This is a genomic window from Actinomadura sp. 21ATH, assembly GCF_041951345.1.
Taxonomy (GTDB): domain Bacteria; phylum Actinomycetota; class Actinomycetes; order Streptosporangiales; family Streptosporangiaceae; genus Spirillospora.
On sequence record NZ_JBGNUR010000006.1, the window covers coordinates 109,165 to 134,740 of the forward strand.

The window sequence follows — 25,576 nt, forward strand, 5'->3', positions numbered from 1 at the left end:
CTTCAGGCGGGGAGGTCGTTGATGGCGTGGTCGCCGGTCGCCCACAGGTACTGGACGGCGTACGCGCGCCAGGGCCGCCAGGCGGCCGCGCGGCGGGTCAGCGCCGCGGGGGTGGCGGGCAGGCCGAGTTCGCGGGCGGCGGCGCGGACGCCGAGGTCGGACGGGGTGAACGCGTCGGGGTCGCCGAGCGCGCGCATGGCGATGATCTCGACGGTCCAGGGGCCGATGCCGGGGAGGGCCGCGAGCTTCGCCCTGGCCTCGTCCCAGTCGCTTCCGGCGCCGAGGTCGATCTCGCCGGCGGCGAGCGTCGCCGCGAGGGTGGTGAGGGTGGCGCGGCGGGCCTGCGGGAACGCGAGGGCGGCCGGGTCCGGTTCGGCGAGGTCCCGCGGGCTCGGGAACAGGTGGGTGAGGCCGCCCGCCGGGTCGGTGATCCGCTCGCCGTGGGCCGCCACCAGGCGCGCCGCGTGGGTGCGGGCCGCGGCGGTCGACACCTGCTGGCCGAGTACGGCGCGTACGGCGAACTCGGCGGCGTCGGCCGCCCGGGGCACGCGGCGTCCGGGGGCCTTGTCGACGAGGGGCGCCAGTACCGGGTCCGTACGCAGGAGGTCGTCGACCGCGACGGGATCCGCGTCCAAGTCCAGCATGCGGCGGCACCTGCTTATGGCGATGGCCAGGTCGCGGAGGTCGGTCAGCGTCAGCGAGCACGCGACGTGGTCCGGCTGGGGAGTGAGCGCGACGATCGCGTGCCCATGGGGGAGGCGCAGCGTTCTCCTGTACGCGCCGTCCCGCCACTCCTCTACGCCGGGTACGCCGGTGGCCACCAGATGGCCGAACAGGTTGTCCGGGCATAGGGGAGCGCGGAAGGGCAGCCGCAGGGAGAGCGATTGCGTGCCTGCGGCGGGGTGCCCGCGCGCGACCCGGTCCCGGAGCTGGGTGGGGGTCAGTGCGAAGACCTCGCGGACGGTGTCGTTGAACGCCCTGATGCTGGCGAATCCGGCCGCGAACGCGACGTCCCCCATGGGCAGCGCGCTGGTCTCTATCAGCAGGCGGGCCGTCTGGGCCCTCTGGGCGCGGGCCAGAGCGAGCGGCCCCGCGCCGAGTTCGGCGCGGAGCTGCCGTTCGATCTGCCGGGTGCTGTACCCGAGGCGGGCCGCCAGCCCCGGCACCCCTTCACGGTCGACGACGCCGTCCGCTATCAGGCGCATGGCCCGGGCCACCACGTCTGCGCGGTGGTTCCATTCGGGGGAGCCGGGGCTCGCGTCCGGGCGGCAGCGCTTGCAGGCCCGGAAGCCCGCCTGCTGCGCCGCGGCCGCGCTCGGGTAGAAGCGCATGTTCGCGGGCTTCGGCGGCACCACCGGGCAGCTGGGCCGGCAGTAGATGCCGGTGGTGACTACGCCGGTGTAGAACCAGCCGTCGAACCGCGCGTCCTTGGACCGCACCGCCCGTACGCAACGTTCCACGTCCTCGTGCATGGGTTCAACGATCGCCGATGTCAGCGGCTTTCACTAGCGAGAATCCGACATCAACGTGGCGGCACGGCGCGCGCCGTACGGCCCGTTCGCAGGAACACGCCGACGACGGCGGCACCGGCCAGGACGAGACCGGCGTTCACCAGCGTAGCGGCGTGCACGCCCCCCAGGACGTCGCCGCGCGCCGTCGCGACCGCGCTCATGACCGGGATGCCCAGCGTGATCGCGACCTGCTGGGTCATGGTCGCCAGCCCGGTCGCCAGGCCCTGCTCGCCGTCCGGCAGCCCGGAGGTCGCGACGCCCATGAAGGCGACGATGGCCACCAGGTTCCCGAAACCGCCCACGGCCGTGGCGATCAGCAGCAGCCCCAGCGAGCTCCGCGTCTCCCCCAGGCCGAGCAGCGCGGCCGTCGCGGCGGCCTGCAGCACCAGGCCCGACACCAGCGTCCAGCGCCCGCCGATCCGCGCGATGAAACGGTGCGCCGCGATCCCGCCCGCGACGGTGCCCGCGCCCAGGACGCCGAGCACCAGCCCGGTGACCAGCGGCGAGTATCCGAGGACCTGCTGCAGGTAGAGCGTCATCAGGAAGACCAGCGAGGTCTCGGTGGCGAACGCGACGAACCCGCCGACGTTCCCCCACGTCACGGTGCGCTTGGCCAGCACGCGCGGCGGCGCCAGCGGGGCCTTCGCGCGCCGTTCGATCAGGCCGAACGCGGCGAGCAGCGCGGCGGCCAGGAGCAGGGCGGGCGCGTTCCCGGCGGTGATCCCGTACACGAGGGCGAGCAGGCCGCCGGTGACGGTCACCGCGCCCGGAACGTCCAGCCGCGCCCGTTCGGCGGCCCGGCTCTCTTTGATCACCAGCGGTGTCGCGACCAGGATGGCGACCGCCACCGGAACGTTCACCAGGAACGCCCAGCGCCAGCTCAGCAGGTCGGTCAGCACCCCGCCGAGCACCGCACCCGCCGTGAACCCCGCCGACATCAGCGCCCCGCTCAGGCCGAGCGCCCGGGACCGCAGCGGCCCCTCCGCGAACGAGGTCGTCAGCAGCGACAGCGCCGCCGGGGTCGCGATCGCCGTCGCGAGCCCTTGCAGAACGCGCCCCGCCAGCAGCAGCGCCGGTGTGGTCGCCAGGCCGCCCAGCAGGGAGCCGAGCGCGAGCAGCGCCATGCCGGCCAGCAGCATCCGGTGCCGTCCCGCGAGATCGGCGACCCGTCCGAAGAGGAGGGTGAAACCGGCCGCGGGCAGCGCGAACGCGGTCGCGATCCATTGCAGCCCCGTCAGGCTGAAACCGAGGCCCTCGCCCACTACGGGGAGGGCCACGTTCAGGATCGAGAAGTCGATGGCGAGCATGAACTGCGCGCCGAGCAAGAGGGTCAGGATCAGCTTCTGCCGCGAGTCCATGCGCGCCTTGCGGGGCGCGGCGACGGTCGCGGCCGTGGTCATCGTGGTCATGGCGTCCACGATCGGCCGTACGGCCGGGCGTACCCAGAGCCCCGGTTTTCGTACCACTGCCAGTGGCACCCTGCGGTTACCCTCACGAGCATGACGGAATTGGGCGACTTCCTGAGGTCGCGCCGCGCGCGCTTGCAGCCGGACGAGGTGGGGCTGCGCTCGTACGGGACCCGCCGCCGCGTCCCCGGGTTGCGCCGGGAGGAGCTGGCGCAGCTGGCCGGAGTCAGCGTCGCCTACTACATCCGCCTAGAGCAGGGGAACGCCGACAACGCCTCCAGCGAGGTGCTCAACGCCATCGCCGAGGCGCTGCGACTCGACCCGGACGAGCGGGCGCACCTGCACCGGCTCGCGCATCCGCCCCGTACGGAACCGCATCACGGCCCGCCCCGCTTGCGGGCGCCCCTCCAGCACCTGCTGGATTCGATAACGCATGCCCCGGCGTACGTGGTGGGCCACCACACGAACGTCGTCGCATGGAACCGGCTCACCGCCGCCGTATTCGTCGACCTCGCCCGCGTCCCTCCTGGGGAACGCACCTGGACGCATCAGATCCACCTCAACGACGACTACCGCGCCCGCCTTGGGGACAACTGGGAGGCCGTCGCCCAGCGCAACGTCGCGCACCTGCGTTACCGCTCTGGCGAAGACCCCGGCGACGCCCACCTGAAGCGCCTCATCGACACGATGCTGGAACGCAGCGAAGACTTCCGCCGCCTCTGGTCGGCCCACCAGGTCACCGACCTCACGCACGGGGAGGCGCGCATCGACCACCCCGAGGTGGGCCCGCTCGTCCTCCCGTTCGAGACCCTGCACCTGCCCGGAGACCCGGACCTCAGCCGCCTCATGCTGTACGCGGCCGAGCCCGGCTCCCCGTACGAGAAGGCCCTCGACAGGCTCGCCGCGACGTCCGCCCACGCGTCCAGTGCCGACCTGGACGGCGATCCGTGAGCCGCGCGCTGGGATAATCGGCTCCCGGGGGGCGGCGACGGGCGGCCCGGAAGGCCGGGGACGCGCGCGTGGACATCCGATGGACGCAGGACGGCGAGGAGCGCTCGGCCCGCTGGCGTTCCGAGAACGGCGCGCCCCCGCCCCGGCGGATCGTGGTCGCCGACGACCGGACGAAGGCCGACGACGCGTACCGGCTCGCCTGCGAGGGCACCGCGCTGCTGTGGCAGGGCGACTTCCAGAACGCGCGGCAGCTGCTCCAGGCCATGGCGCGGCGCGCGGACCGCACGCCCAAGCGCAAGAAGCGGAAAGCGCCCGAGCCGTCGCGGGTGCAGGAATTCCATCTGCATCGCCAGGCGCAGGGGCAGCGAGCGCGCACGCTGGGCATGCTGCTCATACCCGTCGAGGCGGGACATGCCGTTCCGCTGCGGCGCGCGCCCGATGTACGGCAGGCGTGCACCGAGGCGTACGGGCAGGCCGACGAGCCCTATGTGGTGTCGCTGCGCGAACTCCTGGGCGTGGTCGGCGCGCACGAATGGCGCGCCAAGGGCGTCGAGATACCGGCCCTTGCAGGTGAACGCATCCACCCGCACTACGGGGTCTTCTCCCCTGTACGGGGCGAGTACGTGGACCTGGTGGCCGAGGCTCCGATCCCGGACGGGACGAAGCTCGCGTTCGACATCGGCACCGGTACCGGAGTGCTGGCGGCCGTCCTGGCCCGCCGAGGCGTCGAACGGGTCATCGCCACCGACCAGGAGCCGCGCGCGCTTGCCTGCGCCCGCGAGAACGTCACCCGCCTCAACGTCAACGTCGAGGTCCTAGAGGCGGACATGTGGCCGCCTGGAAGGGCCGGACTCGTGGTGTGCAACCCGCCGTGGGTCCCCGCTCGTCCTGGCTCGCCCCTGGAGCACGCCGTGTACGACCCCGACGGCCGCATGCTCAAGGCGTTCCTCTCCGGCCTGTCCGCGCGCCTGGAGCCCGGGGGAGAGGGCTGGCTCATCCTGTCCGACCTGGCCGAGCACCTGGGCCTGCGCACCCGCGAGGAGCTGCTTGAGGCGTTCGCGGCGGGCGGCCTGGAGGTCGCCGGCCGCCTCGACACCAGGCCGCGCCATCCGCGTGCCGCGGACCCCGGCGACCGCCTCCACGCCGCCCGCGCGGCCGAGGTGACGTCGCTCTGGCGACTGCGACCCGCACAGGGCTGATCCCTCCCGAGCCACTCGCCGCGTACTACAGCGACTTCCAGGCCACCTCCAGGCCCCGGACCAGACTGATCCCCGCCGAGCCGCTCACCGCGCACTACAGCGACTTCTAGGCCGCCGCCAAGCCGCGGAGCAGGCTGACCTCGGCTGAGCCGCTCACTGAGTATTACTGCGGCTCCCTGGCCGCTGCCAGGCCGGACCAGCCTGATCCTCGCCGAGCTGCTCGCCGCTTATTACAGCGGCTTTCAGACCGCCCCCAAGCCAGGCTCGGCGATCTCCTGGCTGACGGCGTCGTCCACGGGTGTCTTCTGGCCCGCCTCGAAAGCGGTCCTGTACGCGTCGCTCCCCAGGGCCTCCCGCGCGCTCGCGGCGACGCGGTCGACGTCGCCGCGTTCGGCGGGCGGGAGCGGAACGCCCGTGGACGCCCTGGCCGCGTCCGCCGCGCCCAGCAGCCGCGCCGCCCGCTCGTGCTCGCCCGCGAGCGCCCGCGCGCCCGCCAGCCCCTCCAGGGCCAGCGCCAGCGCCCGGCGGTCACCGGTGGCACGCGCCGCGGCCAGGCCCTCCGCGTGCAGTGCCAGCGCCTCGCCCGCGGCCCCTCGCAGCTCCGCCACGAAGCCCAGCTCCGCCAGGATGAACGCGATGCCGCCCGCCCCCTCCCAGCGCCGGCACCACTCCAGCCACGCGCGCAGATGCCGTTCGGCGTCGTCCAGCCGCCCCTGCCGCCGGGCCAGCATCCCCAGCCCGATCTCGGCGAACTCCTCGCCGCGCGGGAACGACCGTTCCGCCGCCAGGTCGCGGGCCCGCCGGTGCAGCTCCGCGGAGCGCGCGTGGTCGCCGGTCAGCAGCGCGACCCGGCCCAGGCGGGCCAGCATCCCGGACACCTCGTTCCACAGCCCGAGGTCCTCGGCGACGCGCAGCCCGTCGCGGCGCAGCCGTTCCGCGCCCGCGTGGTCCCCGGTGATCTCGGCCAGCTCGCCGAGGACGCGCACGGCCTGCAGCTCGCCCCAGCCGTCCCCGAGCTCGCGGAACAGCGCCCGGCTCTCCGCACCGGCCGTTGCGGCGCGCCGTACACCGTCGGGCTCCCCGCTGTAGAGCGACACCTCGGCGCGCACGCTCAGCGCCGCGGCGGCGCCCCAGCGGTCGCCCTGCGCCCGGTATTCGCGCAGCGCCCGTTCCACCAGCTCGAACCCGGCTGACGCCTCCGCGAACCCCAGCGTGCAGTAGCCGAGCAACCAGCACGCCCATGCCCGCCCGGCCGGATCGTCGATCTCGTCGTACCGCCGTACGGCCGCGCGCGCCTGCCGTAGCGGATCGGGGTCGCTGCCGTCGAGCACCAGCAGCGCCATGGCCGCGCGCCAGACCGCGGCCGCCGCCCGCCGCTCCTCCGCGCGAGCGTCCTCCGCCGGTCCGCCGACGTCGGCTCCGTCACCCAGCGCGAGGGCCATGCGGAACGAGCGGTGTGCCTCGGTGAAGCGGCCGCGCAGGAACCAGTACCAGCCGAGCGCGTTGACCAGGCGCAGTGCCTCCTTCTCGGCGCCGTCCTCCAGCGCGCTGTTCAGCGCGGCGCGCAGATTGGGGGTCTCGGCGTCCAGGCGTTCGAGCCAGCGGCGCTGTTCGCGGCCGCGCAGGAGCGGTGCGGCACGTTCCGCCAGGGCGATGTAGTGGTCGCGATGCAGGCGGCGGACGCCGTCGAACTCCCCTGCCTCGACCAGACGTTCCCTGGCGTACGCGGCGACCGACTCCAGCAGGCGGTAACGAACGCCGCCTCCGGGCGTCTCCACGAGCACGACCAAGGAGCGTTCGACGAGCCGCCCCAGGAGGCCGACCACTTCGTCCGGCAGCACGACGGCACCCGTCCCCCCGGCACGCACCTCGCCCGCGCACACCACCTCGGCGGCGTCCAGCGTGCAGCCATCGGCGTGCGCGGCGAGGCGGCGGAGCACGGCGCGTTCGGGCTCCGGCAGCGGCTCCCAGCTCCAGTCGATCACCGCGCGGAGGGTGCGCTGCCGCGGCGGCACTCCGCGCGGGGCCGAGTTCAGCACCCGGAACCGGTCGTCCAGCCGGGCGGCCAGCTCCCGCACCCCCATGGCCCTGACCCGGGTGGCGGCCAGTTCCAGCGCGAGCGGGACGCCGTCCAGGCGGCGGCAGATCGCCACGACGTCGGCGGCGTTCCCGGCGTCAAGCGCGAAACCCGGCGACGCGGCCGCCGCGCGCGCCACGAAGAGCCGCACCGCGCTCGACCGCCGCTCCAGCTCCCCCGGACCGTCCGGCACGCCCGCCGCGGGAAGATCGAGCGGCGGCACGGCCCGCAGCCGCTCACCCACGATCCCCAGCGCTTCCTGCCCGGTCGCCAGGACGCGCAGCTCCGGCGCCTCCCGCAGCACCGCCGCGACCAGCTCGGCGACCGGCTCCACGACATGCTCGCAGTTGTCCAGCACGAGCAGCGCCCGGCGATTCCGTACCGCCTCGACCAGCCGGTCGGCCAGCGGACGCGAGCGGTCCTCCGGCCCGGGACGCGCCGTCGCCCCGTCCCGGACGCCGAACGCCGCCGCGACCGCCTCCACCACGCCCGCGGCCGCGCCCGGGCCGGGAGCCAGCGCGGCCAGCTCCACCGCCACGACGCCGCCCGGGAACGCGTCCGCCGCCCGCCGCGCGGCCTCGAACGCGACCCGCGTCTTGCCCACCCCGCCGGGCCCGGTCAGGGTGACAAGCCGCTCCTTACCGCCGGCCAGCAGCCCGCGCACCTCCTGGACGATCTCCTCGCGGCCGATCAGTTCGGTGAGGGGCGCCGGCAGGTTCGTCCGGGGAACGGCCCGGACCGGCCGCGGCTCCAGCGCCGCGTCCTGGCGCAGAATCGCCTGGTGGAGGGCGGCCAGCTCCGGGCCCGGGTCCAGCCCCAGCTCGTCCCGCAGGCGGTCGCGCGTCTCGGCGTACCCGGCCAGCGCCTCACTCTGGCGACCCGACAGGTAGAGGGCGCGCAGGTGCGCGGCACGGAGCCGCTCGCGCAGCGGATGCGCGCCGACGAGCGCGCCCAGCTCCCCGGCCAGCAGGGCGTGCTCGCCCAGCTCCAGGCGCGCCTCGGCGAGATCCTCGACCGCCACGAGCCGCTGCTCCTCCAGGCGCTGCGCCTCCGCCCGCGCGAACTCCTCGTCCGCGAACCCGGCGAACGCCGGCCCGCGCCACAGCTCCAGCGCCTCCGACAGCAGCGCGGCCCGCCGCCGCGGATCGTCCCGGTGCTCGCGCGCCCGCCGCAGCAGATCCTCGAACCTGTCCGCGTCGACATCGCCGTCCCCGGCCCTAAGCAGGTATCCGGGGGAGCTGAACACCAGCAGCTCCCGCGCGCCCGCGCCCGCGTCCGCCAGGGCACGCCGCAGCTGCGACACCTTCGCGCGCAGCGTCTTGGCCGCCCCGCCCGGAGGCTCCGCCCCCCACAGGTCCTCGATCAGCCGGTCCGCGGGCACCGGGCGGCCGCGATGGACGAGCAGGACGGCCAGCAGCGCCCGGACCTTGGTCTCGGGCACGCGCACCGCACTCCCGTCCGCCGCCCGCACCTCCAGCGGCCCCAGCACCCCGAAACGCACGCCGCCACGGTAGCCGGACCACAACCCGGCCGGAGCCGGACCACAACCGCCCCCGCGCACAGTGGTCCCCGTAACCACCGACTGAGGAGCGACCGATGACCGACAAGACACCCGTGACGATCCTCGGGCTCGGCGCCATGGGCACCGCGCTCGCCACCGCGCTGATCGAGGCGGGGCACCCGACGACCGTGTGGAACCGCTCGCCCGAGAAGGCCCGCCCGCTCGTCGAACGGGGCGCGACCCGCGCGGCGACCGTCGCCGACGCGGCCGCGGCGAGCCCGCTGGTGATCGCCTGCCTGCTGGACCACGAGGTCGTGGACGCCCTGCTCGGCCCGGCCGCGGACGTCCTGTCCGGCCGCGACCTGGTCAACCTCACCAACGGCACGCCCGAGCACGCCCGCACCGCCGCGGCGTGGGCGGCCGGGCACGGCATCGCCTACGTCGACGGCGGGATCATGGCGACTCCCCCGCTGATCGGCGACCCGGCCGCCGCGTTCGTCCTCTACAGCGGCTCGCGGGCGGCGTTCGACCGGCACCGGGAGACCCTCGGGGCACTCGGCGGCGCACGCTTCCTGGGGGAGGAGCCCGGCCTGGCGGCGCTGTACGACCTCGCGCTGCTCAGCGCCATGTACGGGATGGCCTCCGGCGTCCGGCACGCCCAGGCCATGGTCGGCGACGAGCGCGCCGAAGCGTTCTCCGCCGAGTACCTCGCGCCCTGGCTGCAGGCCATGGCCGGCCCGATCGCGATGGGCGCGGCCGGCGACGACTCGGACTCCCCGCTCGGCATGCAGGCGATCGGCCTGGCCAACATCGTCGAGGGCGCGCGCGGCGAGGGAACCCCGATGTCCCTGCTCACCCACATGCTCACGCCCATGCGCGACATCGTCGCAGCCGGGTACGACGACCTGCTCCCCCCGCTGATCGACGAGATCGCCCAAGCCTGACGCCCCCACCAGGCCCGACGTCGACTCGTGGCGTGTCTCCCCTCCCGCACCCGCGCGAGAGCACGACACGCCACGAGTCGACATGGCGGGCAGCGGCATCGTGGGTATGGCCAACGGTTCGGTATCATCGCCGCATGACCACGGGGGACGACGCGCAGCCCGCACGCCTCAAGCACGCGCCGAGCTGGCTGATCAGCCAGGTCTCGACGCACGGCCACCGGCTGGTGCACGAACGCTTCGCCGCCGCCGGCGGCCGCGGTTACCACTACCGGCTGCTCGCCGCCCTGGAGGAGTTCGGCCCGGCCAGCCAGGCCGCCCTCGGCCGCCGCACCGGGATCGACCGCAGCGACGTCGTCGCCGCGCTGAACGAGCTGGCCGCCCGCCGGCTGATCGAACGCGCCCCCGACCCGGCCGACCGCCGGCGCAACATCATCACGCTCACCACCGCCGGCCGCCGCCACCTGGAACGCCTCGACGGCGTCGTCACCGAGATCCAGGACGAGCTGCTGGCCCCCCTCTCACCGGCCGAACGCGACCAGCTCACCCGCCTCCTGGCAAAAATCGCCGACCACCACCGCACCCCCTGACCACGGCCTCAATACCGGCTCTCCTGACCATCGATCACGATGGTCAGCCCCGCCCCCCGCAACTCCGGCCCCGGCTCAGCCCAGAACACCTCCGGCTTCACCCGGCGAACCTCACCTTGACCTTGACGCAGGCGGCAGGGTTTCAGGCTCATCCCATGAGCACCGAACAGCCCAGGACCGTCATCGTCACCGGAGCCGGCACCGGCATCGGCCGCGCCACCGCACGCGCGTTCGCGGACGAGGGCGCGCACGTCATCGCGGTCGGCCGCCGCCCCGAACCGCTCGCCGAGACCGCCGCCGGACACCCGAACATCCGCCCGGTCACGGCCGACATCACCGCCGACGGCGCCCCACAGGAGATCATCGATTCCGCCCTGGCGGCCTCCGGCCGGCTGGACGTCCTCGTCAACAACGCCGCCATCGTCCAGAGCGGCCCGCTGGGCACGATCACCCGCCGGACGATCGACCCTCAGGTCGCGACCAACCTCGTGGCGCCCATCCTCCTCACCCAGGCGGCCCTGCCCGTCCTCGACAACGGCGCCGTCATCAACGTCACCACCTCGGTCGGGCAGCGCGCCTGGCCGGGCAACTCCGTCTACGCCGCCACGAAGGCCGCCCTGGAAACGCTCACCCGCGCCTGGGCCGTCGAACTGGCACCGCGCGGCATCCGCGTGCTGGCCGTCGCCCCCGGCGCCATCGAGACCCCCATCGGCGAGCATCAGGGCCTCACTCCCGAACAGATCACCGCCGTACGGAAGTGGCAGCTCGCACAGACCCCGATGGCCCGCATCGGCCGTCCCGACGAGGTCGCCTGGGCGATCACCGCGCTGGCCTCCGCGCGGGCGTCCTTCGTCACCGGCACCGTCCTCCCCGTCGACGGAGGCGCCGTGATCGCGTGATACCTCTGTCGGATGCAGATCGGTGAACTGGCGCGGGCCACGGGCACCACACCCCGTGCCCTGCGCCACTACGAGCAGGCCGGCCTGATCGACTCGGCGCGCGCGAGCAACGGCTACCGCGTCTACGACGAACGCGCCCTCATCCGCGTCCGCAACATCCGCGTCCTCCTGGAAGCGGGCCTCACAGTGGACGACGTCCGCGCCTTCCTCCCGTGCCTGGACGGGGACGTCGGCGCCGCACCCTCACCCGAGGGCATCCGGATCGCCCAGAACCGCCTCGCCGTCCTCGACGCCCGCATCGCCGCCCAGACGAAGGCCAGGAACCACCTGGCCGACGCGCTCCGCGCCGCGACCGGCGGAGCCCCGCCCCCTTAACGGCGGCTACTGCGCCATGTCGACGAAGCGGCTGTAATGCCCCTGGAACGCCACGGTGACGGTGGCGGTCGGACCGTTACGGTGCTTCGCCACGATCAGGTCGGCCTCGCCCGCCCGAGGCGACTCCTTCTCGTACGCATCCTCACGGTGCAGAAGCACCACCATGTCCGCATCCTGCTCGATGCTGCCCGATTCGCGAAGGTCGGACACCATGGGCTTCTTGTCCGTCCGCTGCTCCGGACCACGGTTGAGCTGGGAAAGCGCGATGACCGGCACGCCCAGCTCCTTGGCCAGCAGCTTCAGCGAACGGGAGAACTCCGACACCTCGACCTGGCGGCTCTCCACCCGCTTGCCCGACGTCATCAGCTGCAAATAGTCGATGATCACCAGCCGCAGGTCGTGCTGCTGTTTCAGGCGCCGGCACTTGGCGCGGATCTCCATCATCGACATGTTGGGCGAGTCGTCGATGAACAGCGGCGCCTCGGCCACCTCGCTCATCCGCCGCGCCAGCCGCGTCCAGTCCTCGTCCTGCATCGTCCCCGAACGCATCGCGTGCAGCGCCACCCGCGCCTCCGCCGACAGCAGCCGCATCGTGATCTCGTTGCGCCCCATCTCCAGGCTGAAGAACGCCGAGGTCAGCCCGTGCTTGATGGACGCGGCACGGGCGAAGTCAAGCGCCAGCGTCGAGTTATGCGTCGGGATGCAGGAACGACCGGCCAGGTACATGTGGTCGGCGTTGTCGACCTGCACGCACCGCACCGGCACGCTGGGAATCGGCCGCACGTCCACGATGTAGCGCACCCGGGCCTTCGGATCCACCGTCCTGCGCTGCCGCGCCAGCTTGCGCGGAAGCCGGAAGACGGGCTCGGCCGGAGTGAAGTTGATCCGGTAGTACGTCGAGGTTTCCGGCGAACGCCCCTTGACGGGCTTCGTCGTCATCGTCGCGCGGTAGCCGAGGCCGAGGATCAGCTCGTGCGCCCCCTCGGCCAGCCGCTGGTTCACGAAGCCGAGCTGGGCCTGCCCGTTCTCGGAGACGTATCCGTCGGTGTCGAGCATCCCGGCCAGCAGCGCCCGCCGCTGCGCCTCCGACGCCCGTAGGTAGCGCGCGGGTACGTGCTTGTTCCGGAAGAGCCCGAGCTCTTTGAGCTTGGTGGTGAGACCGGGGAGACCGAGATCCCCTGGAGTGCGGCGGCGCACGACCGGCTGCCCGGCCGCTTCGATCTCTCTCAGGATCTCCTCGTCAAAGCACGTGATGCTCCCCGTCCGGCTGGCACCGTCACCGAGCCATGCCCCGAGGACATAGGGGTCGATGGGCAATTCCGCAGGAGGAAGCTGGAGCGGCGCGGCCACGTCCACGGCATGGTTGGGACGGCCGTCGCCATCGCAGCGCAGCGTGGTCGCGATCTCCTTCGTCGTCTTGATGGGACGGTGCTGCGCGGTCGTGGCGAAGTTCTTCGGACGTGCGGCACGTCCCAGCAGCCCTCGATAGAGGGCCGTGTGCTCGTAGCGGGGCTGACGCTTGGAGATGCCCGTATCGGCCTCACCCTGGTGGCCGAGTGTCCTGGTGCCCGTGTAGAGCGCGTGCTTGGACTCCGCGCCGACCACGGACATCGCCTGGCGGTGCGTGATGAGCCGGCCGGGCCGTTCGTTGGCGGCCGCCGTCGCCCAGCGGACACGATCGATCGACTCGTCGGACCAGTGGTGGGCCGTCATGCGTTGGCCGCTCTGGCAGCGGCTCGCGCGGGTCGTCGTACGCCACTGGTGCTGGGCGTCCGCGATGATCACTTCTCCGTCGGAGAACTCGACCTCGTAGCAGGGGCGGCCGTGCATGACCTCGGTGGCGGCGACGACGCGGGTCGGCTTCCCGTCGGCCCCGATCAGGTGGTCCCCCACCTTGACCTGCCCCATCGTGGTCCAACCCGTGGGGGTTATAAGGGGTGTATCGACATTTAGGGCCTTACCCATCGCAGGTCGAGCAGCCACCACTACCATCTGGCCGGGGTGGAGGCCATTGGTGAGGGCGTCGAGGTCGGCGAAGCCGGTGGGGACGCCGACCATCTGGCCGCCGCGGCTGCCGATGGCCTCGATCTCGTCCAGCGCGCCGGGCATGATCTCGCTGAGCGGTACGTAGTCCTCGCCGGTGCGCTTGTCGGCGATGGCGAAGACCTCGGCCTGGGCGCGGTCGAGCACCTCGTCGGCGTCGGCGCCGTCGGCGGCGTACCCCATCTGGACGATCCGGGTGCCGGTCTCGACCAGCTTCCGCAGCACCGAGCGCTCGCGGACGATCTTGGCGTAGTAGCCGGCGTTGGCGGCGGTGGGGACCGAGGAGATCAGCGTGTGCAGGTACGGGGCGCCGCCGATGCGGCCGATCTCGCCGCGCTTGGTGAGTTCGCCCGAGATGGTGACGGCGTCGGCCGGGTCGCCGCGCCCGTACAGGTCGAGGATCGCGTCGTAGATGATCTGGTGCGCGGGCCGGTAGAAGTCGTGGGTGCTGACGACCTCGATGACCTCGGCGATGGCGTCCTGGGAGAGCAGCATGCCGCCGATCACGCCCTGTTCGGCGGCGATGTCGTGCGGCGGGGTGCGTTCGAACTCCTGCTCGTGCGATCCGAGCTCGGTCACACTCATCCTGCGCACCCCCTTGCCATCTGCCGCCGGCCGGCCCCGGCCGCTCGTCGAGGACCGTTCGCCCCACGTTTACCGGACGGCTCCGACATTCTCTGGGGCAGCACGCCCGGTCGGCAAAAAGATCTGTGGACGAGCCTGTGGACGCGCTGTGCAGACACGCCGGAAAGGTTGTGCACGAGCTGGGGACAACCCTGTGGACAACTGTGGACCGTCTCGCGTTCGTTGCTTCTGACCTGCGGTAACGTCATCCACCGGCTGTGTGGGAAAGAAAGTCCGGCCGCCGGCCACCTTTCCGCCTCGTAAGGGACAAACTCGGTGCATCCCTTACATCTGCTACCGTAAGCGGCAGTATGGTCGGCTCACCCCTGCGTGCGAACCCGCACGACCGCGAGATCCTGCGGCTCGCCGTACCCGCTTTCGGCGCTCTGGTGGCCGAACCGCTCTTCCTGCTGACCGACTCGGCGATCATCGGCCATCTCGGCACCGCGCAGCTCGGCGGGCTCGGCGTGGCGGGCCAGGCGCTGGCGACGCTCGTCTACCTCTGCGTCTTCCTCGCGTACGGAACGACCGCCGGCGTCGCGCGCCAGATGGGCGCGGGCGATCTGAAGGCCGCGATCCGCCAGGGGATCGACGGGATGTGGCTGGCGGTGGTGATCGGCGTCGCGCTGATCGTCGCGGGCTGGCCGCTGGTGCCCTGGCTGGTCGACATGTTCGGGTCGTCGCCCTCGGTGGACGCGTACGCGCAGACCTACCTCAAGGTCAGCCTGCTGGGCATCCCGGGAATGCTGCTCGTCCTCGCCGGTACGGGGGTGCTGCGGGGCCTCCAGGACACCCGCACGCCCCTTCTGGTGTCGATCGGCGGCTTCGGCGCGAACCTCGTCCTGAACGTCGTGTTCGTTCTGGTGCTGGACTGGGGGATCGCGGGCTCGGCCTGGGGCACCGTGATCGCCCAGACCGCGATGGCGGCCGTCTACATCGCGATGGTGTTGCGCGCCGCCCGCCGGCACGGCGCGCCCGTGCGCCCCGACCTGGCCGGTGTGCGCACCGCGGCGACGGCCGGCGCGCACCTGCTGCTGCGCACCGCGGCCATGCGCGTCGTGCTGATCGTCGGAACGTCCATCGCCGCCCGGATGGGCGATCCCGAGATCGCCGCGTACCAGGTCGGTTTCCAGATCTGGAACCTGCTGGTCTTCGCCCTGGACGCCATCGCGATCGCCGGGCAGGCCATCACGGGCCGCTACCTCGGTGCCTCGGACGTGCGCGGCACGCGGGCGGCCACCCGCCGGATGATCCAGTGGGGGATCGCCTGCGGCATCGTGTTCGGGGTCGGGATCCTGGTCGTGCGTCCCTGGCTGCCGGACCTGTTCACCACTGACGACCAGGTGCGGAGCCTTCTGCTCGGTTCGCTGATCCTGGTCGCGCTGCTGCAGCCCATCGCGGGTGTGGTGTTCGTCCTGGACGGCATCCTGATCGGTGCCGGGGACGGCCCGTACCTCGCGATCACCTCGCTGGTCGCGACGCTGGCGTTCCTGCCCGCGGCGCTCCTCGCGTACGGGGCGGGAGCGGGCCTGCTCGGCCTGTGGGCGGCGATCGGGGTGTGGATGGTGGCCCGGCTGATCACTCTCGGGCACCGCGCGCGGGGCGAGGCGTGGCTGGTCACGGGCGCCACCCGCTGACACGCCGCGGGACCGTCGTCGTCCCAGCTCAGTGACCGTTCCCGAGGGATGTCGCGAAAGCCCACGCGCCCCAGCCGCCACTCTCGCTAGTATTCGAACATGTGTTCCACGCACGGCGAGCGGATGGCCCGCCTGACGCAGGCGATCGACGACCTCGCGGCCGAGGGCCTGGCCGGCCTGCCTCCGGAGACGCTGGTCGAACGGGTCGCCGGCATCTGGTCGCTCGTCGAGGGCATCGATCCCGAGATCGCCCGCCGCCGTACCCGGTACACGACCCCGGAGTCCTGACCGCGGAACGCACCCCGCCGGCACGGATTCAGTCCGGGACGTTCACGTCCGGCAGCAGGTTCTGCCTGGGAGGGGTGACCGAAGCACTCGGAGACGGGCTCGCAGGTGAGCCCGGAGGCGTGCTCGCAGAGGGGCGCGCGGGTCCGCTCTGGGAGGGGGACGGCGATGGCGCGCTGGGCTCGGCCGACGGCGCCGGCGCGTCCGCCTCGTTCACCTCGGACGGCGGCGTGGCCTCGGCCGCCTCCTTGTCGGAGCCGCCGTCCAGGCGCAGCGCGACTCGGGTGCGCAGCTCGGTGAGCCTGGCGTACATGATGTCGCCGGGGCAGTCGGTCGAGTACAGGTCGCGGTGGCCGACGATGGCGCGGAACGGGTCCAGATCGTACGCCGTGCACAGCCATGCGCACGTGTCGATGAGGGAGTCCCACAGCCGGGACGGGACGGGCGCCCTGCTGTAGGTGCCCTCGTTCTCGATGCCGATCGTGTGCCGGTTGTGGTGCAGGGTCTGCGCTCCGACCGCGTGGCGGCCCGTGCGGATCGCCTCCAGGCTGCGGTTGCGGCCTTCCATCACGTACCCGCCGCGGCTGATGGTGAGCTGCTGGCCGGCGTCGTTCCAGCCGCGCCCCCGCATGTGGAAGCGCTGGATCTCCCGCGAGAGCCGGAACGCCTGCGCGAGCGAGCGGTCCTTGGTGTTGGCGGTCGCGGTGTGGTGGACGACGATCCGGTCCGGCGCCCGGGAGATCACCTGGGCGGGCCGGGTGGGGCGCAGCGCGCCCCATTCGTCCCTGCTGTACACCTTGAAGGGCGGCTCCTCGCCCTCCGCGGCGAGCGCGCTTTCCTGGGCGAGCGCGCGGCCGGGCATGAGCAGGTCGAGTGCTCCCAGGCCGAGGATTCCCGCCATGCCACGGCGGGTGAACCCGCGCTCCGGATGTGTGGACACATCGGCCTCCTCCACGTGATGATCCACTAACGGACGGTAGCGATCATGTGGTGACGGAGCCAAAGACCCGGAGGTTCAGGGGCGTTTCCCGTGAATCGTTCAATCCCCCAGCAATCTGACCTGCGGTTTCGCTGAGGGGTGCCGGAACGCAGAACGCTCCGCGTTCCGCCCGCCGGAGCGGGGTGAGGAACGCGGAGCGGTGCGGTGGCTCGCCGCGAGCGGCGGGCTCAGGCTTCCACGACGTCCACGTCGATGGTGGCGTTGACGTCGGAGTGCAGCCGGATGCTGACCCGGTGGGTGCCGACGGTCTTGATCGGGTTGCCGATCTCGATGCGGCGGCGGTCCAGGTCGGGGCCGTCGGCGGCCTTGACGGCCTCGGCGATGTCCGCGGCGGTCACGGCGCCGAAGAGGCGGCCGTTGGTGCCGGTGCGGGTGCGCAGGGTCACCTTGAGGGACTGCAGGGCGCCGGCGACCTCGCGGGCGTGCTCGACGGTCGCGATCTCGCGGGCCGAGCGCGCCTTCTTGATCGAGTCGATCTCGCGCTCCGCGCCCCGGGTCCACTTGATGGCGAACCCGCGGGGGACGAGGTAGTTGCGGCCGTAGCCGTCGCGGACCTCGATGACGTCGCCGGGCTCACCGAGACCGGAGACCTGCTGAGTGAGGATGAGCTTCATGGTTGGTCCTCCTTCCTCAGCGCGCGGTGCTGGTGTACGGCAGCAGCGCCATCTCACGAGCGTTCTTGATCGCCGTGGCGACGTCGCGCTGGTGCTGGGTGCAGTTGCCGGTGACCCGGCGGGCACGGATCTTGCCGCGGTCGGAGATGAACTTCCGCAGCAGGCCCGTGTCCTTGTAGTCGACGTAGGAGATCTTCTCCTGGCAGAACACGCAAACCTTCTTCTTCGGCTTGCGAGGAGGTGGCTTCGCCATCGTGGTGCTCCTTTGATGAGAGCCCCGCTCGCGCGGGAATGGACTGTTGTCGTGTGGGCTAGAACGGCGGGTCGTCGGAGAATCCGCCGCCACCGCCGGAGCCGCCGCCGGTGGCCCAGGGGTCGTCGGCCGGGGCGCCGCCGCCGAAGCCGCCGCCCTGCTGCTGGCCGCCGCCGCCCTGCTGGCCGCCGCCGAAGCCGCCGCCACCGCCGGAGCCGCCACCGAAACCGCCGCCGCCACCGCCCTGCCGCTGGGTCTTGTTGACCTTCGCGGTGGCGTTGCGCAGCGAGGGGCCGACCTCGTCGACCTCGATCTCGTAGACGGTGCGCTTCTCACCCTGCTGGGTCTCGTACGAGCGCTGCTTGAGGCGCCCCTGCACGATCACCCGCATGCCGCGCTGCAGGGTCTCGGCGCAGTTCTCGGCCGCCTGCCGCCAGACGTTGCAGGTGAGGAAGAGCGCTTCGCCGTCCTTCCAGTCGCCCGACTGGCGGTCGAAGAACCGCGGGGTCGAGGCGATGCGGAACGACGCGACCGCCTGGCCGCTCGTGGTGAAACGTAGGTTCGGGTCCTCCACGAGGTTCCCGACGATCGTGATTACGGTGTCGCCTGCCATTGGCTCGCTCCGGCTGTGGTGAGGGCCTGAGCCAGGCTCAGTGGACCTCGGGGCGGATGACCTTCGTACGGAGGATCGACTCGCTCAGGTTGAGCTGCCGGTCGAGCTCCTTGACCGTGGCAGGCTCGGCCGAGAGGTCGACCACCGCGTAGATGCCTTCGGACTTCTTCTGGATGTCGTACGCCAGCCGGCGGCGACCCCAGACGTCGACCTTCTCGACGCTCCCGCCGCCGTCCTTGACGACCTTCAGGAACGGGTCGAGCGCGGCGTTGGCGGTGCGCTCGTCGATGGCGGGGTCGAGAATGGCCATGAGTTCGTAACGACGCATGCTGTGTCCCTACCTCCTCTGGACTGATGCGGTCACGGTCTCTCCGTGACAGGAGGGCTCTTGCGTCCTTCGCGGCCGCGTGGCGCCGGCCGGGTGACCGGCCACCTGCCGCGAGACCGATACAGGCTACCAAGAGTCGGCAGCGTGAACGCCGTTTCGGGGTCGCCGCCCGCGGGCTAGCGGCGGGCGGCCGGTGCGGCCTTGGCGCACCGCCTGCGGTCCAGCTCGGCCATGATGTCGGCCATGCGGGCGCGCATGCGGGCCGTCTGCGTCGTCAGCACCGACAGCTCCTCCACGAGCTCCGCGTCGCCGATGACGGCGAGTTCGCTCTGCCTCATCTGAGCACCTCCTGACGCTCCCCGTTCCCCGCAGGAAGCGGCGTCCTCGAATCCATGTTCGACGTTACCCCGGCCCGCCGACATTTTCGGTCGCGCCCGGGCCGAATGATCAACGACTTCGGCGGGAATCTTCTACGGGCGTCCGGGCAGGACCCACGGGCGAGACGGACGAGACGGACCGACCGTCCGGAGGATCTGAGGAAGAGGTGTCCCCCATGTCACAGGAGGCGACCGGGAAGAAGCGGTCGGCACTCACCCTCAACACCGACGGTGAGCGCCACCCCGTGGAGAACTCCCTCGCGGTGACCGCGATCACGCTGGGGCTGGTCGCCCTGGTCCTCGGTTTCATCCCGGCCACGCACTTCTTCGGCGCGCTCGCCGGCACCATCGGCCTTCCGGTCGCGCTGTACTCGCAGCTGGTGTCGGCCACGACGGGCGAGCGCTGGCTGAACGTGGTGGGCATGGTGACCTCGTTCGTCGGGGCCGCGTTCGCGCTGAGCCATGGCGGTTTCTCGCTCTGACCGCTGTTGTCGGTGGGCCCGGATACCCTCGTAGGCATGCGTATCGGAGCCCACGTCGACCAGACCCAGCCGCTGGACAACGCCCGCGAGCGCGGCGCCGACGTCGCGCAGTTCTTCCTGGGTGACCCGCAGGGCTGGAAGAAGCCCGTGCTGCCCGAGGGCGTGGAGGCGATCCAGGGCTCCGACGTGGACGTGTACGTGCACGCCCCGTACGTCATCAACGTGGCCACGTCCAACAACAGGGTCCGCATCCCCAGCCGCAAGCTGCTCCAGCAGCACATGGAGGCGGCGGCCTCGATCGGGGCGAAGGCGCTGATCGTGCACGGTGGGCACGTGCTGAAGGACGACGACCCGGAGACCGGGTTCGAGAACTGGCGGAAGGTCTTCGAGCGGCTCGACTGTCCGGTTCCGGTCTACATCGAGAACACCGCCGGCGGCGGCAACGCGATGGCGCGCAAGTTCGACCGGATTGCCCGGCTCTGGGAGGTCCTGTCCAGCGTGAACGGCCTGGACTCCAAGATCGGCTTCTGTCTGGACACCTGCCACGCGCACGCCGCCGGGGAGGAGCTCATCGACGCCGTCGACCGGATCAAGGCCATCACCGGCCGCATCGACCTGGTGCACTGCAACGACAGCCGGGACGCGTTCGGGTCCGGCGCCGACCGGCACGCCAACCTCGGCGCGGGCAACATCGACCCCGAGCTGATCCTGACCGTCGTCCGCGCGGCCGGCGCCCCGGTGGTCGTCGAAACCCCAGGTGACGGGCAGGCCGACGACATCGCCTGGCTCCGCGCGAACCTCACCTGACCCCGCTCCGCCTTCGCCTGCCTCCGCCCCCTCCACGTGTCCCGACCGGCCCCGTCCGGCCGCGTGCAACCTCAGCCGGCCACGGCCCGGCCGCACCGCCGTCCAGTACCCGGCGGGCCAGAAAATTCGCCCCCTCACCTCAGGAACCCCGCAGGCCGTCGCCGCATCTAATCTCGCTGTACGGCAAAGCGAGTGATCTCGCCTCACTGGCATACTTCGGACAAACGACCTCAGCCCCAGCGCACGCGCGCGAACCAAGCGACGACGGGCGCGCCGAACGATCGGGAAGTCAATGGCACAACCCCCCTACGACCCGTACGGCGGCGGCTACGGGCAGGACCCGTACGCGCAGCAGCCGTCCGTCCAGCACCACTACTACGGTGGCGGCGCCCCGGTCGCCGTGCAGAACAACGGCATGGCCGTCGCGTCGATGGTGCTCGGGCTCATCGGCATCGTGTTCTGCGGGTTCACCTCCATCCTGGCGATCATCTTCGGGCATGTCGCGCAGAGCCAGATCAAGCGGACGGGTGAGGGGGGCGCCGGCATGGCGACCGCCGGCCTGGTCCTCGGCTACATCATGACCGGAATCTGGGTGCTCGCCTGGATCTTCTACCTCGGCCTGTGGGCCGCCGTCGTGGGCAGCAGCGCGGGCACCACCTACTAGTCCCCATTGGCGGGGTCGCCCCCGCCCGGTCGGTCCGGTCAGGCGAGCCTGGGGACGCCGGCCACCTCCACGCCCATGCTCGACAGCAGCACGGTCATGGGGGTGCCGGTGTCCCGCCAGTGCCGCACCGCCCCGGTGAGGACGCCGAGCGCCGTCCGGAACGCGCCCTGATCGGCCTCCGCCAGCTCGGCCCACGCCTCGTACACGACCAGGTAGCCGCGGTCCGCGGGCGCCCACGACAGGTCCCGCAGGCAGTCCTCCAGGGCGTCCCAGTTGCCGCCGAACCAGTCCGGCAGGTCGAAGACCCCGGCGCTCAGCCGCAGGAACGACTCCCTGTCCCGGGCGCGGTGCCCGTCCAGGTGGAAGGCCCGCCAGCCGGCCTTCTCCGCCTTCTCCGCCCAGCCGGTCGCGGCCACGCCCGCGCCCGGAGCGGTGGGCGCGCGCCACTGGTAGACGCCCGGCTCGACCCGGCCCTCGATCATCTCGTCGATCGCGCCGCTCGCGTCCATGTCCACCTCCCCGGTCGGCAGTGTGGTCTCCTGCCCGTCCCGTATCCGATCATGCAGGCCGGAGCCGGGAACGGTGACGCGTGCGTTCAGGTGACGGCCGCTTTCAGGGGTGCCGCCCGGCGCCTGCGGCGGAGGGCGCCCAGCGAGACGACGTCGCCGGCCCCGTCGAGCACGCCGCCCGCCGGGTCGTCCACGCCGCCGGTACGGACGGCATCGTGCGACGGCCGCAGGATCTCCCAGACGACGAGCGCCGCCAGCAGCGCCACGGTGAGGAACCGGGCGAGCAGGGCGATGTTGTAGACGTTCTGGTCGATGCCGGCCGCGGGCAGGTCGAAGGAGAGCAGCCCCGACAGCAGTTGCGGAAGGTCGGCGGAGTCCTGGCGGACGGTCACCGACAGCAGGTACCACCAGATGCCGAAGAAGTACATGATCTCGCCGGCCTGCCACACGGCGTACGCCGGCAGTTTGGGCCGCGCGAGCACGACCAGGGGGAGCAGCCACAGGACGTACTGCGGCGACCACACCTTGTTCGGCAGCATGAACGCGACCAGGACCAGGAACATCAGCTGCGGCAGCCGCGGCCGCCGGGGAGCGGCGAGGGCGAGCACGGCGATGCCTAGGGCGAGCACGAGGAACGTTCCGGTACCCAGCAGGTTGAGCGTGCCGGTCTCGTCCAGCCCGCCCATTCCCCGGTCCTGCAGGAAGAAGAAGATGGATCCCCAGTCGATCCCCCTGGTCTGGCTGAAGCTGTAGAACTCCAGCCAGCCCTCCCAGGCGAGCACCATGATGGGCACGTTCACCAGCAGCCAGGCTCCGGCCGTGCCGGCGAGGAGCCGTCCCATGGCGCGCCACTGCCCGGCGCGCACGCACAGCAGCACCAGCGGCCCGAGGAAGAGCAGCGGGTAGAACTTCGCGGCGATGGCCAGCCCCAGCAGCGCGCCCGCCCAGCCCGGACGCCGGGTGGCCCAGGCCGCCAGCGCCAGCGCGGAGAGGCCGACGGCGAGCAGGTCCCAGTTGATGTACGCGGTCAGGACGAGCGCCGGGGACAGCGCGACCATCAGCCCCGCGCGCAGCGACTTCCTCCCCGCGACGAACGCGGTCGCCAGCACGGTCGCGATGGCGAACAGGCCGAGCACCAGCACCGTGACGTTGAAGAACGCCATGCCGCGCGTGTCGATCCCGAACGGCCGCACGAGCACGCTCACCAGGTGCATGAGCGCGCCGCTCAGCACCGGGTACTCGACGTACTGGAGGGAGTCCCCGGTGAACGTGTCGAAGTAGGGGACCTTGCCGTCGCTCAGCCCGCGCGCGTAATAGAGCGGGTAGACGTCGGTGTAGCAGGCCCGGGTCGTGGTCTTGACGAAGTCGAACGAGGCCGCGGCGCACGGCTGCTTCTGCACCCAGGCCAGCACCGCCGCGAGCGCCGAGATCCCCGCGAGCAGCGGCACCAGCCGCTGCGCGCGTCCCCGCTCAGCATCCGAATCCGGTTCAGGGGGCGACTCAGACCGCGGGGAAAACGCCATGGGGGAAGCCTATTGGTGACCGGCCGCCGCGATCACGGCCGCGAGGGGCACCGTTCCGGGTGGCGGTCGCACCACCACGGCGGCGGCGGATAGTCCGGCGGGACGTTGGGGTCGCAGCCGATCGGGAGGCCCATGCGGTCGCACGGGGGACCGCCGGGCGACCCTGTGGGGAGGCCCGGTCCCGGGCCCGGGGACGCGGGGACGCAGGGTTCGTCCTCGTCGTCCGGCGGGCCGGGGGTGCAGGTCGGGTCGGGCGACGGGGACGGTTCGGTGGGAGCGGGCTCCGGCTTCGGCACGGACCACGGGGCGGGCGAGCCGACGTTCCCGGGCGGTCCGAACGGGCGGATCTCCTTGTCCTCGTGCGCGCGGACCATGAAGCGCTTGAAGAGGTCGGCGGGGACGGTGCCGCCGTAGATCTGGTTGTAGCCGCCGATGCCCTGGAGGGATCGGAGGCCGCCGTCCCGGTCCTGCCGCCACATGGCGACCGAGGTGGCGAGCTGCGGGGTGTAGCCGACGAACCAGGCGGACTTGTTCGCGTCCGTCGTGCCGGTCTTGCCGGCGACCGGGCGGCCGGGGAGGGCGGCACGGGTGCCGGTGCCGGAGCGGACGACGGCCCGCATGGCGACGGTCGCGTCGCGGGCGACCTCCGGGGGGAGGACGTCGTCGGACTCGTACGGCACCTTCTTGATCTTCTTGCCGTTCGCGGCGGGGACCGGGCCGCCGTGCCGGTCGGTGACCTTGCTGATGACGTGCACCGGGGTGTGCCGGCCCTCGGCGGCGAACGTGGAGTAGACCGAGGCCATCGTGACCGGGCTGACCGAGACGGTGCCGAGGGGGAGGCTGGTGAAGCCGGACCTCAGGTTCTTGGTGTCCGCCGGGATGCCCATCCGCGCCGCCATCTCCGCGACGTTCTCGAGCCCGACCTTCTGGCCGAGCTCGACGTACGCCGTGTTGATCGACATCTCGGTCATCTGCTCCAGCGTGTAGACGCCGTTCTCGCTGCGGGCGTCGTTGGTGAACTCGTCGCCGTTGATGACGCGGCTGTACGCGCCGTCCATCCGCGTCTTCAGGCTGACGCCCTGGTCCAGCGCCGTGGCCAGCACGATCGGCTTGAACGAGGAGCCCGGCTGGATCCGGCCGTCGAAGGAGTCGTCGAACTGCTGCTTCGTGTACGACGGCCCGCCGTACGCCGCCACGACGCCGCCGGTCTCCGGGTCGACCGACGCGAGCCCGAAGTGGACGTCCTTGCCGAGGCCCTTCTCCGCGCGGATCTGCTTGACGGCCCTGGCGGTGTGGTCCTGCAGCTCCTTGTCGAACGTCGTGGTGATCCGCAGCCCGCCCGTCTCCAGCAGGTCGTCGGGGACTCCGAGCCGCTTGAGCTCCTTGAGCACCCGTTCCTTCAGGTAGCCCGCCTGGGAGGAGGACGGGACGTCGCTCCAGTTGCGCTGCGTCTTCGGGAAGCGCTGCGCGGCCCGCTCGGCGGGGCTGAGCCACTTCTCCTCGACCATGCCGTCCAGGACGTAGTTCCAGCGCGCGATCAGGGCCCGCTTGGCGGGCTGGGTGTCGGGCCCGGTGGTGACGAAGTAGCCGGGACGCTGGATGAGGGCGGCCAGCATCGCCGCCTCGCTGACGGTGAGCTCCTTGACGTCCTTGTGGAAGTAGGCGCGGGCGGCGGCCTGGATGCCGTACGCCTGGCGGCCGAAGCTCACCGTGTTGAGGTAGAGGCCGAGGATCTCGTCCTTCTCCTGCTCGTTGTCGAGCCGGATCGAGATCATGATCTCCTTGAGCTTGCGGCTGATCGTACGGTCCCGGCTGAGCCCCTGGTAGTAGTTGCGGGCGAGCTGCTGGGTGATCGTGGAGCCGCCCTGGACGTCGCCGCCGGTGGCGGTCCTGAACAAGGCGCGCGCGACGCCGGTCGGGGAGACGCCGTGCTCGTGCTCGAAGTTGCGGTCCTCGGCGGCGAGCACGGCGTGCCGGACCGTCATCGGGATCCGCGACAGCGGGACGCTCTCGCGGTGCATGCCGATGCGGGCGATGGGCGTCTTGCCGTCCCGGTAGTAGATGACCGACTCCTGCGCGACGGCGCCGGCCTGCGTCTCGCTGGGGATCGGGGTGTTGGCGTACGCGACGCCGATCAGCGTGGCGGCGCCGAGGATCAGCACGCCGGTCGCGGCCAGGACGGCCTTCCAGGACGGCAGGCGGCGCCGCCATCCGGTACGGCGGGCCGGGCGCGCCGCCCCCCGGGGACCGCCCGGACCTCCCGGACCTCCCGGGCCGCGGGGTCCGCCGGGGCCTGGGCCGGCGGGTCCGGCCGGACGTCCGGGCGCCGGGTCCGCGGGCACGCCGGACGGCCGGCGATGGCCGCCG

At 72.2% G+C, this 25,576-nt stretch carries 24 protein-coding genes; 11 read left to right on the forward strand and 13 right to left on the reverse strand.

Annotated elements, in window-relative coordinates; translation table 11 throughout:
- Positions 1–2: 2 nt before the first annotated feature.
- Positions 3–1,472: an AlkA N-terminal domain-containing protein gene (locus ACA361_RS20010; protein WP_375013765.1), complete on the reverse strand. Its 1,470-nt coding sequence runs from the start codon at positions 1,470–1,472 to the stop codon at positions 3–5.
- A 50-nt stretch (positions 1,473–1,522) separates the two neighbouring features.
- Positions 1,523–2,920 carry an MFS transporter gene (locus ACA361_RS20015; RefSeq protein ID WP_375013767.1) on the reverse strand — a complete coding sequence of 466 codons (1,398 nt, stop codon included), beginning with the start codon at positions 2,918–2,920 and terminating at the stop codon, positions 1,523–1,525.
- A 90-nt stretch (positions 2,921–3,010) separates the two neighbouring features.
- On the opposite strand from ACA361_RS20015, the gene ACA361_RS20020 reads away from it, so the two are divergent.
- The gene (locus ACA361_RS20020; protein WP_375013769.1) at positions 3,011–3,868 is read left to right on the forward strand and encodes a helix-turn-helix domain-containing protein; all 858 of its coding nucleotides are present in this window, start codon (positions 3,011–3,013) and stop codon (positions 3,866–3,868) included.
- A gap of 68 nt (positions 3,869–3,936) precedes the next feature.
- Positions 3,937–5,067, forward strand: coding sequence for a methyltransferase (locus ACA361_RS20025; protein WP_375013771.1), 1,131 nt, complete (start codon positions 3,937–3,939; stop codon positions 5,065–5,067).
- 242 nt (positions 5,068–5,309) lie between these two features.
- On the opposite strand, the gene ACA361_RS20030 is transcribed toward ACA361_RS20025, so the two are convergent.
- Positions 5,310–8,645, reverse strand: coding sequence for a BTAD domain-containing putative transcriptional regulator (locus tag ACA361_RS20030; RefSeq protein ID WP_375013772.1), 3,336 nt, complete (start codon positions 8,643–8,645; stop codon positions 5,310–5,312).
- A 95-nt stretch (positions 8,646–8,740) separates the two neighbouring features.
- On the opposite strand from ACA361_RS20030, the gene ACA361_RS20035 reads away from it, so the two are divergent.
- The 4 genes from ACA361_RS20035 (at position 8,741) to ACA361_RS20050 (ending at position 11,450) form a co-directional block, all read left to right on the forward strand.
- Entirely contained in the window at positions 8,741–9,589 is an 849-nt protein-coding gene (locus ACA361_RS20035; protein ID WP_375013774.1) for an NAD(P)-binding domain-containing protein, read from the forward strand.
- Positions 9,590–9,723: 134 nt separating this feature from the next.
- Positions 9,724–10,176: a MarR family winged helix-turn-helix transcriptional regulator gene (locus tag ACA361_RS20040; protein WP_375013775.1), complete on the forward strand. Its 453-nt coding sequence runs from the start codon at positions 9,724–9,726 to the stop codon at positions 10,174–10,176.
- Between the two features lie 155 nt (positions 10,177–10,331).
- Positions 10,332–11,075, forward strand: coding sequence for an SDR family NAD(P)-dependent oxidoreductase (locus tag ACA361_RS20045; RefSeq protein WP_375013777.1), 744 nt, complete (start codon positions 10,332–10,334; stop codon positions 11,073–11,075).
- Between the two features lie 12 nt (positions 11,076–11,087).
- Entirely contained in the window at positions 11,088–11,450 is a 363-nt protein-coding gene (locus ACA361_RS20050; protein WP_375013779.1) for a MerR family transcriptional regulator, read from the forward strand.
- 6 nt (positions 11,451–11,456) lie between these two features.
- Here ACA361_RS20050 and dnaB read toward each other — a convergent pair whose 3' ends face one another.
- Positions 11,457–14,078, reverse strand: coding sequence for a replicative DNA helicase (gene dnaB, locus ACA361_RS20055; protein ID WP_375013781.1), 2,622 nt, complete (start codon positions 14,076–14,078; stop codon positions 11,457–11,459).
- 350 nt (positions 14,079–14,428) lie between these two features.
- Here dnaB and ACA361_RS20060 point away from each other — a divergent pair, with 350 nt between their 5' ends.
- Positions 14,429–15,754, forward strand: coding sequence for an MATE family efflux transporter (locus tag ACA361_RS20060; protein ID WP_375013783.1), 1,326 nt, complete (start codon positions 14,429–14,431; stop codon positions 15,752–15,754).
- A gap of 99 nt (positions 15,755–15,853) precedes the next feature.
- Entirely contained in the window at positions 15,854–16,042 is a 189-nt protein-coding gene (locus tag ACA361_RS20065) for a hypothetical protein (RefSeq protein WP_366621930.1), read from the forward strand.
- A 28-nt stretch (positions 16,043–16,070) separates the two neighbouring features.
- Here ACA361_RS20065 and ACA361_RS20070 read toward each other — a convergent pair whose 3' ends face one another.
- The 6 genes from ACA361_RS20070 to ACA361_RS20095 all read right to left on the reverse strand — a co-directional run bounded on the left by ACA361_RS20070 (position 16,071) and on the right by ACA361_RS20095 (position 19,185).
- The gene (locus ACA361_RS20070) at positions 16,071–16,979 is read right to left on the reverse strand and encodes a peptidoglycan recognition family protein (RefSeq protein WP_375013785.1); all 909 of its coding nucleotides are present in this window, start codon (positions 16,977–16,979) and stop codon (positions 16,071–16,073) included.
- Between the two features lie 227 nt (positions 16,980–17,206).
- Complete coding sequence (gene rplI / locus ACA361_RS20075) at positions 17,207–17,653, reverse strand: 50S ribosomal protein L9 (protein ID WP_366621924.1); 447 nt, start codon at positions 17,651–17,653, stop codon at positions 17,207–17,209.
- Positions 17,654–17,669: 16 nt separating this feature from the next.
- Positions 17,670–17,906, reverse strand: coding sequence for a 30S ribosomal protein S18 (gene rpsR / locus ACA361_RS20080; RefSeq protein WP_019631633.1), 237 nt, complete (start codon positions 17,904–17,906; stop codon positions 17,670–17,672).
- Positions 17,907–17,964: 58 nt separating this feature from the next.
- Positions 17,965–18,519 (reverse strand): single-stranded DNA-binding protein, encoded by a 555-nt coding sequence (locus ACA361_RS20085; protein WP_375013788.1) that lies wholly within the window; start codon positions 18,517–18,519, stop codon positions 17,965–17,967.
- Positions 18,520–18,556: 37 nt separating this feature from the next.
- Positions 18,557–18,847, reverse strand: coding sequence for a 30S ribosomal protein S6 (rpsF, locus tag ACA361_RS20090; protein WP_366621920.1), 291 nt, complete (start codon positions 18,845–18,847; stop codon positions 18,557–18,559).
- A gap of 176 nt (positions 18,848–19,023) precedes the next feature.
- The gene (locus ACA361_RS20095) at positions 19,024–19,185 is read right to left on the reverse strand and encodes a hypothetical protein (RefSeq protein WP_366621918.1); all 162 of its coding nucleotides are present in this window, start codon (positions 19,183–19,185) and stop codon (positions 19,024–19,026) included.
- Between the two features lie 215 nt (positions 19,186–19,400).
- On the opposite strand from ACA361_RS20095, the gene ACA361_RS20100 reads away from it, so the two are divergent.
- From ACA361_RS20100 to ACA361_RS20110, 3 genes are all read left to right on the forward strand, one after another.
- On the forward strand, positions 19,401–19,706 hold the full coding sequence (locus ACA361_RS20100; RefSeq protein WP_375013791.1) for a hypothetical protein: 306 nt from the start codon (positions 19,401–19,403) through the stop codon (positions 19,704–19,706).
- Between the two features lie 36 nt (positions 19,707–19,742).
- Positions 19,743–20,513, forward strand: coding sequence for a deoxyribonuclease IV (locus ACA361_RS20105; protein WP_375013792.1), 771 nt, complete (start codon positions 19,743–19,745; stop codon positions 20,511–20,513).
- A 292-nt stretch (positions 20,514–20,805) separates the two neighbouring features.
- On the forward strand, positions 20,806–21,177 hold the full coding sequence (locus ACA361_RS20110) for a DUF4190 domain-containing protein (protein WP_375013794.1): 372 nt from the start codon (positions 20,806–20,808) through the stop codon (positions 21,175–21,177).
- 38 nt (positions 21,178–21,215) lie between these two features.
- On the opposite strand, the gene ACA361_RS20115 is transcribed toward ACA361_RS20110, so the two are convergent.
- The 3 genes from ACA361_RS20115 to ACA361_RS20125 all read right to left on the reverse strand — a co-directional run bounded on the left by ACA361_RS20115 (position 21,216) and on the right by ACA361_RS20125 (position 25,371).
- Complete coding sequence (locus ACA361_RS20115; protein WP_375013796.1) at positions 21,216–21,686, reverse strand: barstar family protein; 471 nt, start codon at positions 21,684–21,686, stop codon at positions 21,216–21,218.
- A gap of 86 nt (positions 21,687–21,772) precedes the next feature.
- A complete protein-coding gene (locus tag ACA361_RS20120; protein ID WP_375013798.1) occupies positions 21,773–23,134 on the reverse strand; it encodes a glycosyltransferase family 87 protein in 1,362 nt (453 codons plus the stop codon).
- Between the two features lie 107 nt (positions 23,135–23,241).
- The gene (locus ACA361_RS20125; protein ID WP_375013800.1) at positions 23,242–25,371 is read right to left on the reverse strand and encodes a transglycosylase domain-containing protein; all 2,130 of its coding nucleotides are present in this window, start codon (positions 25,369–25,371) and stop codon (positions 23,242–23,244) included.
- Positions 25,372–25,576 lie beyond the last annotated feature (205 nt).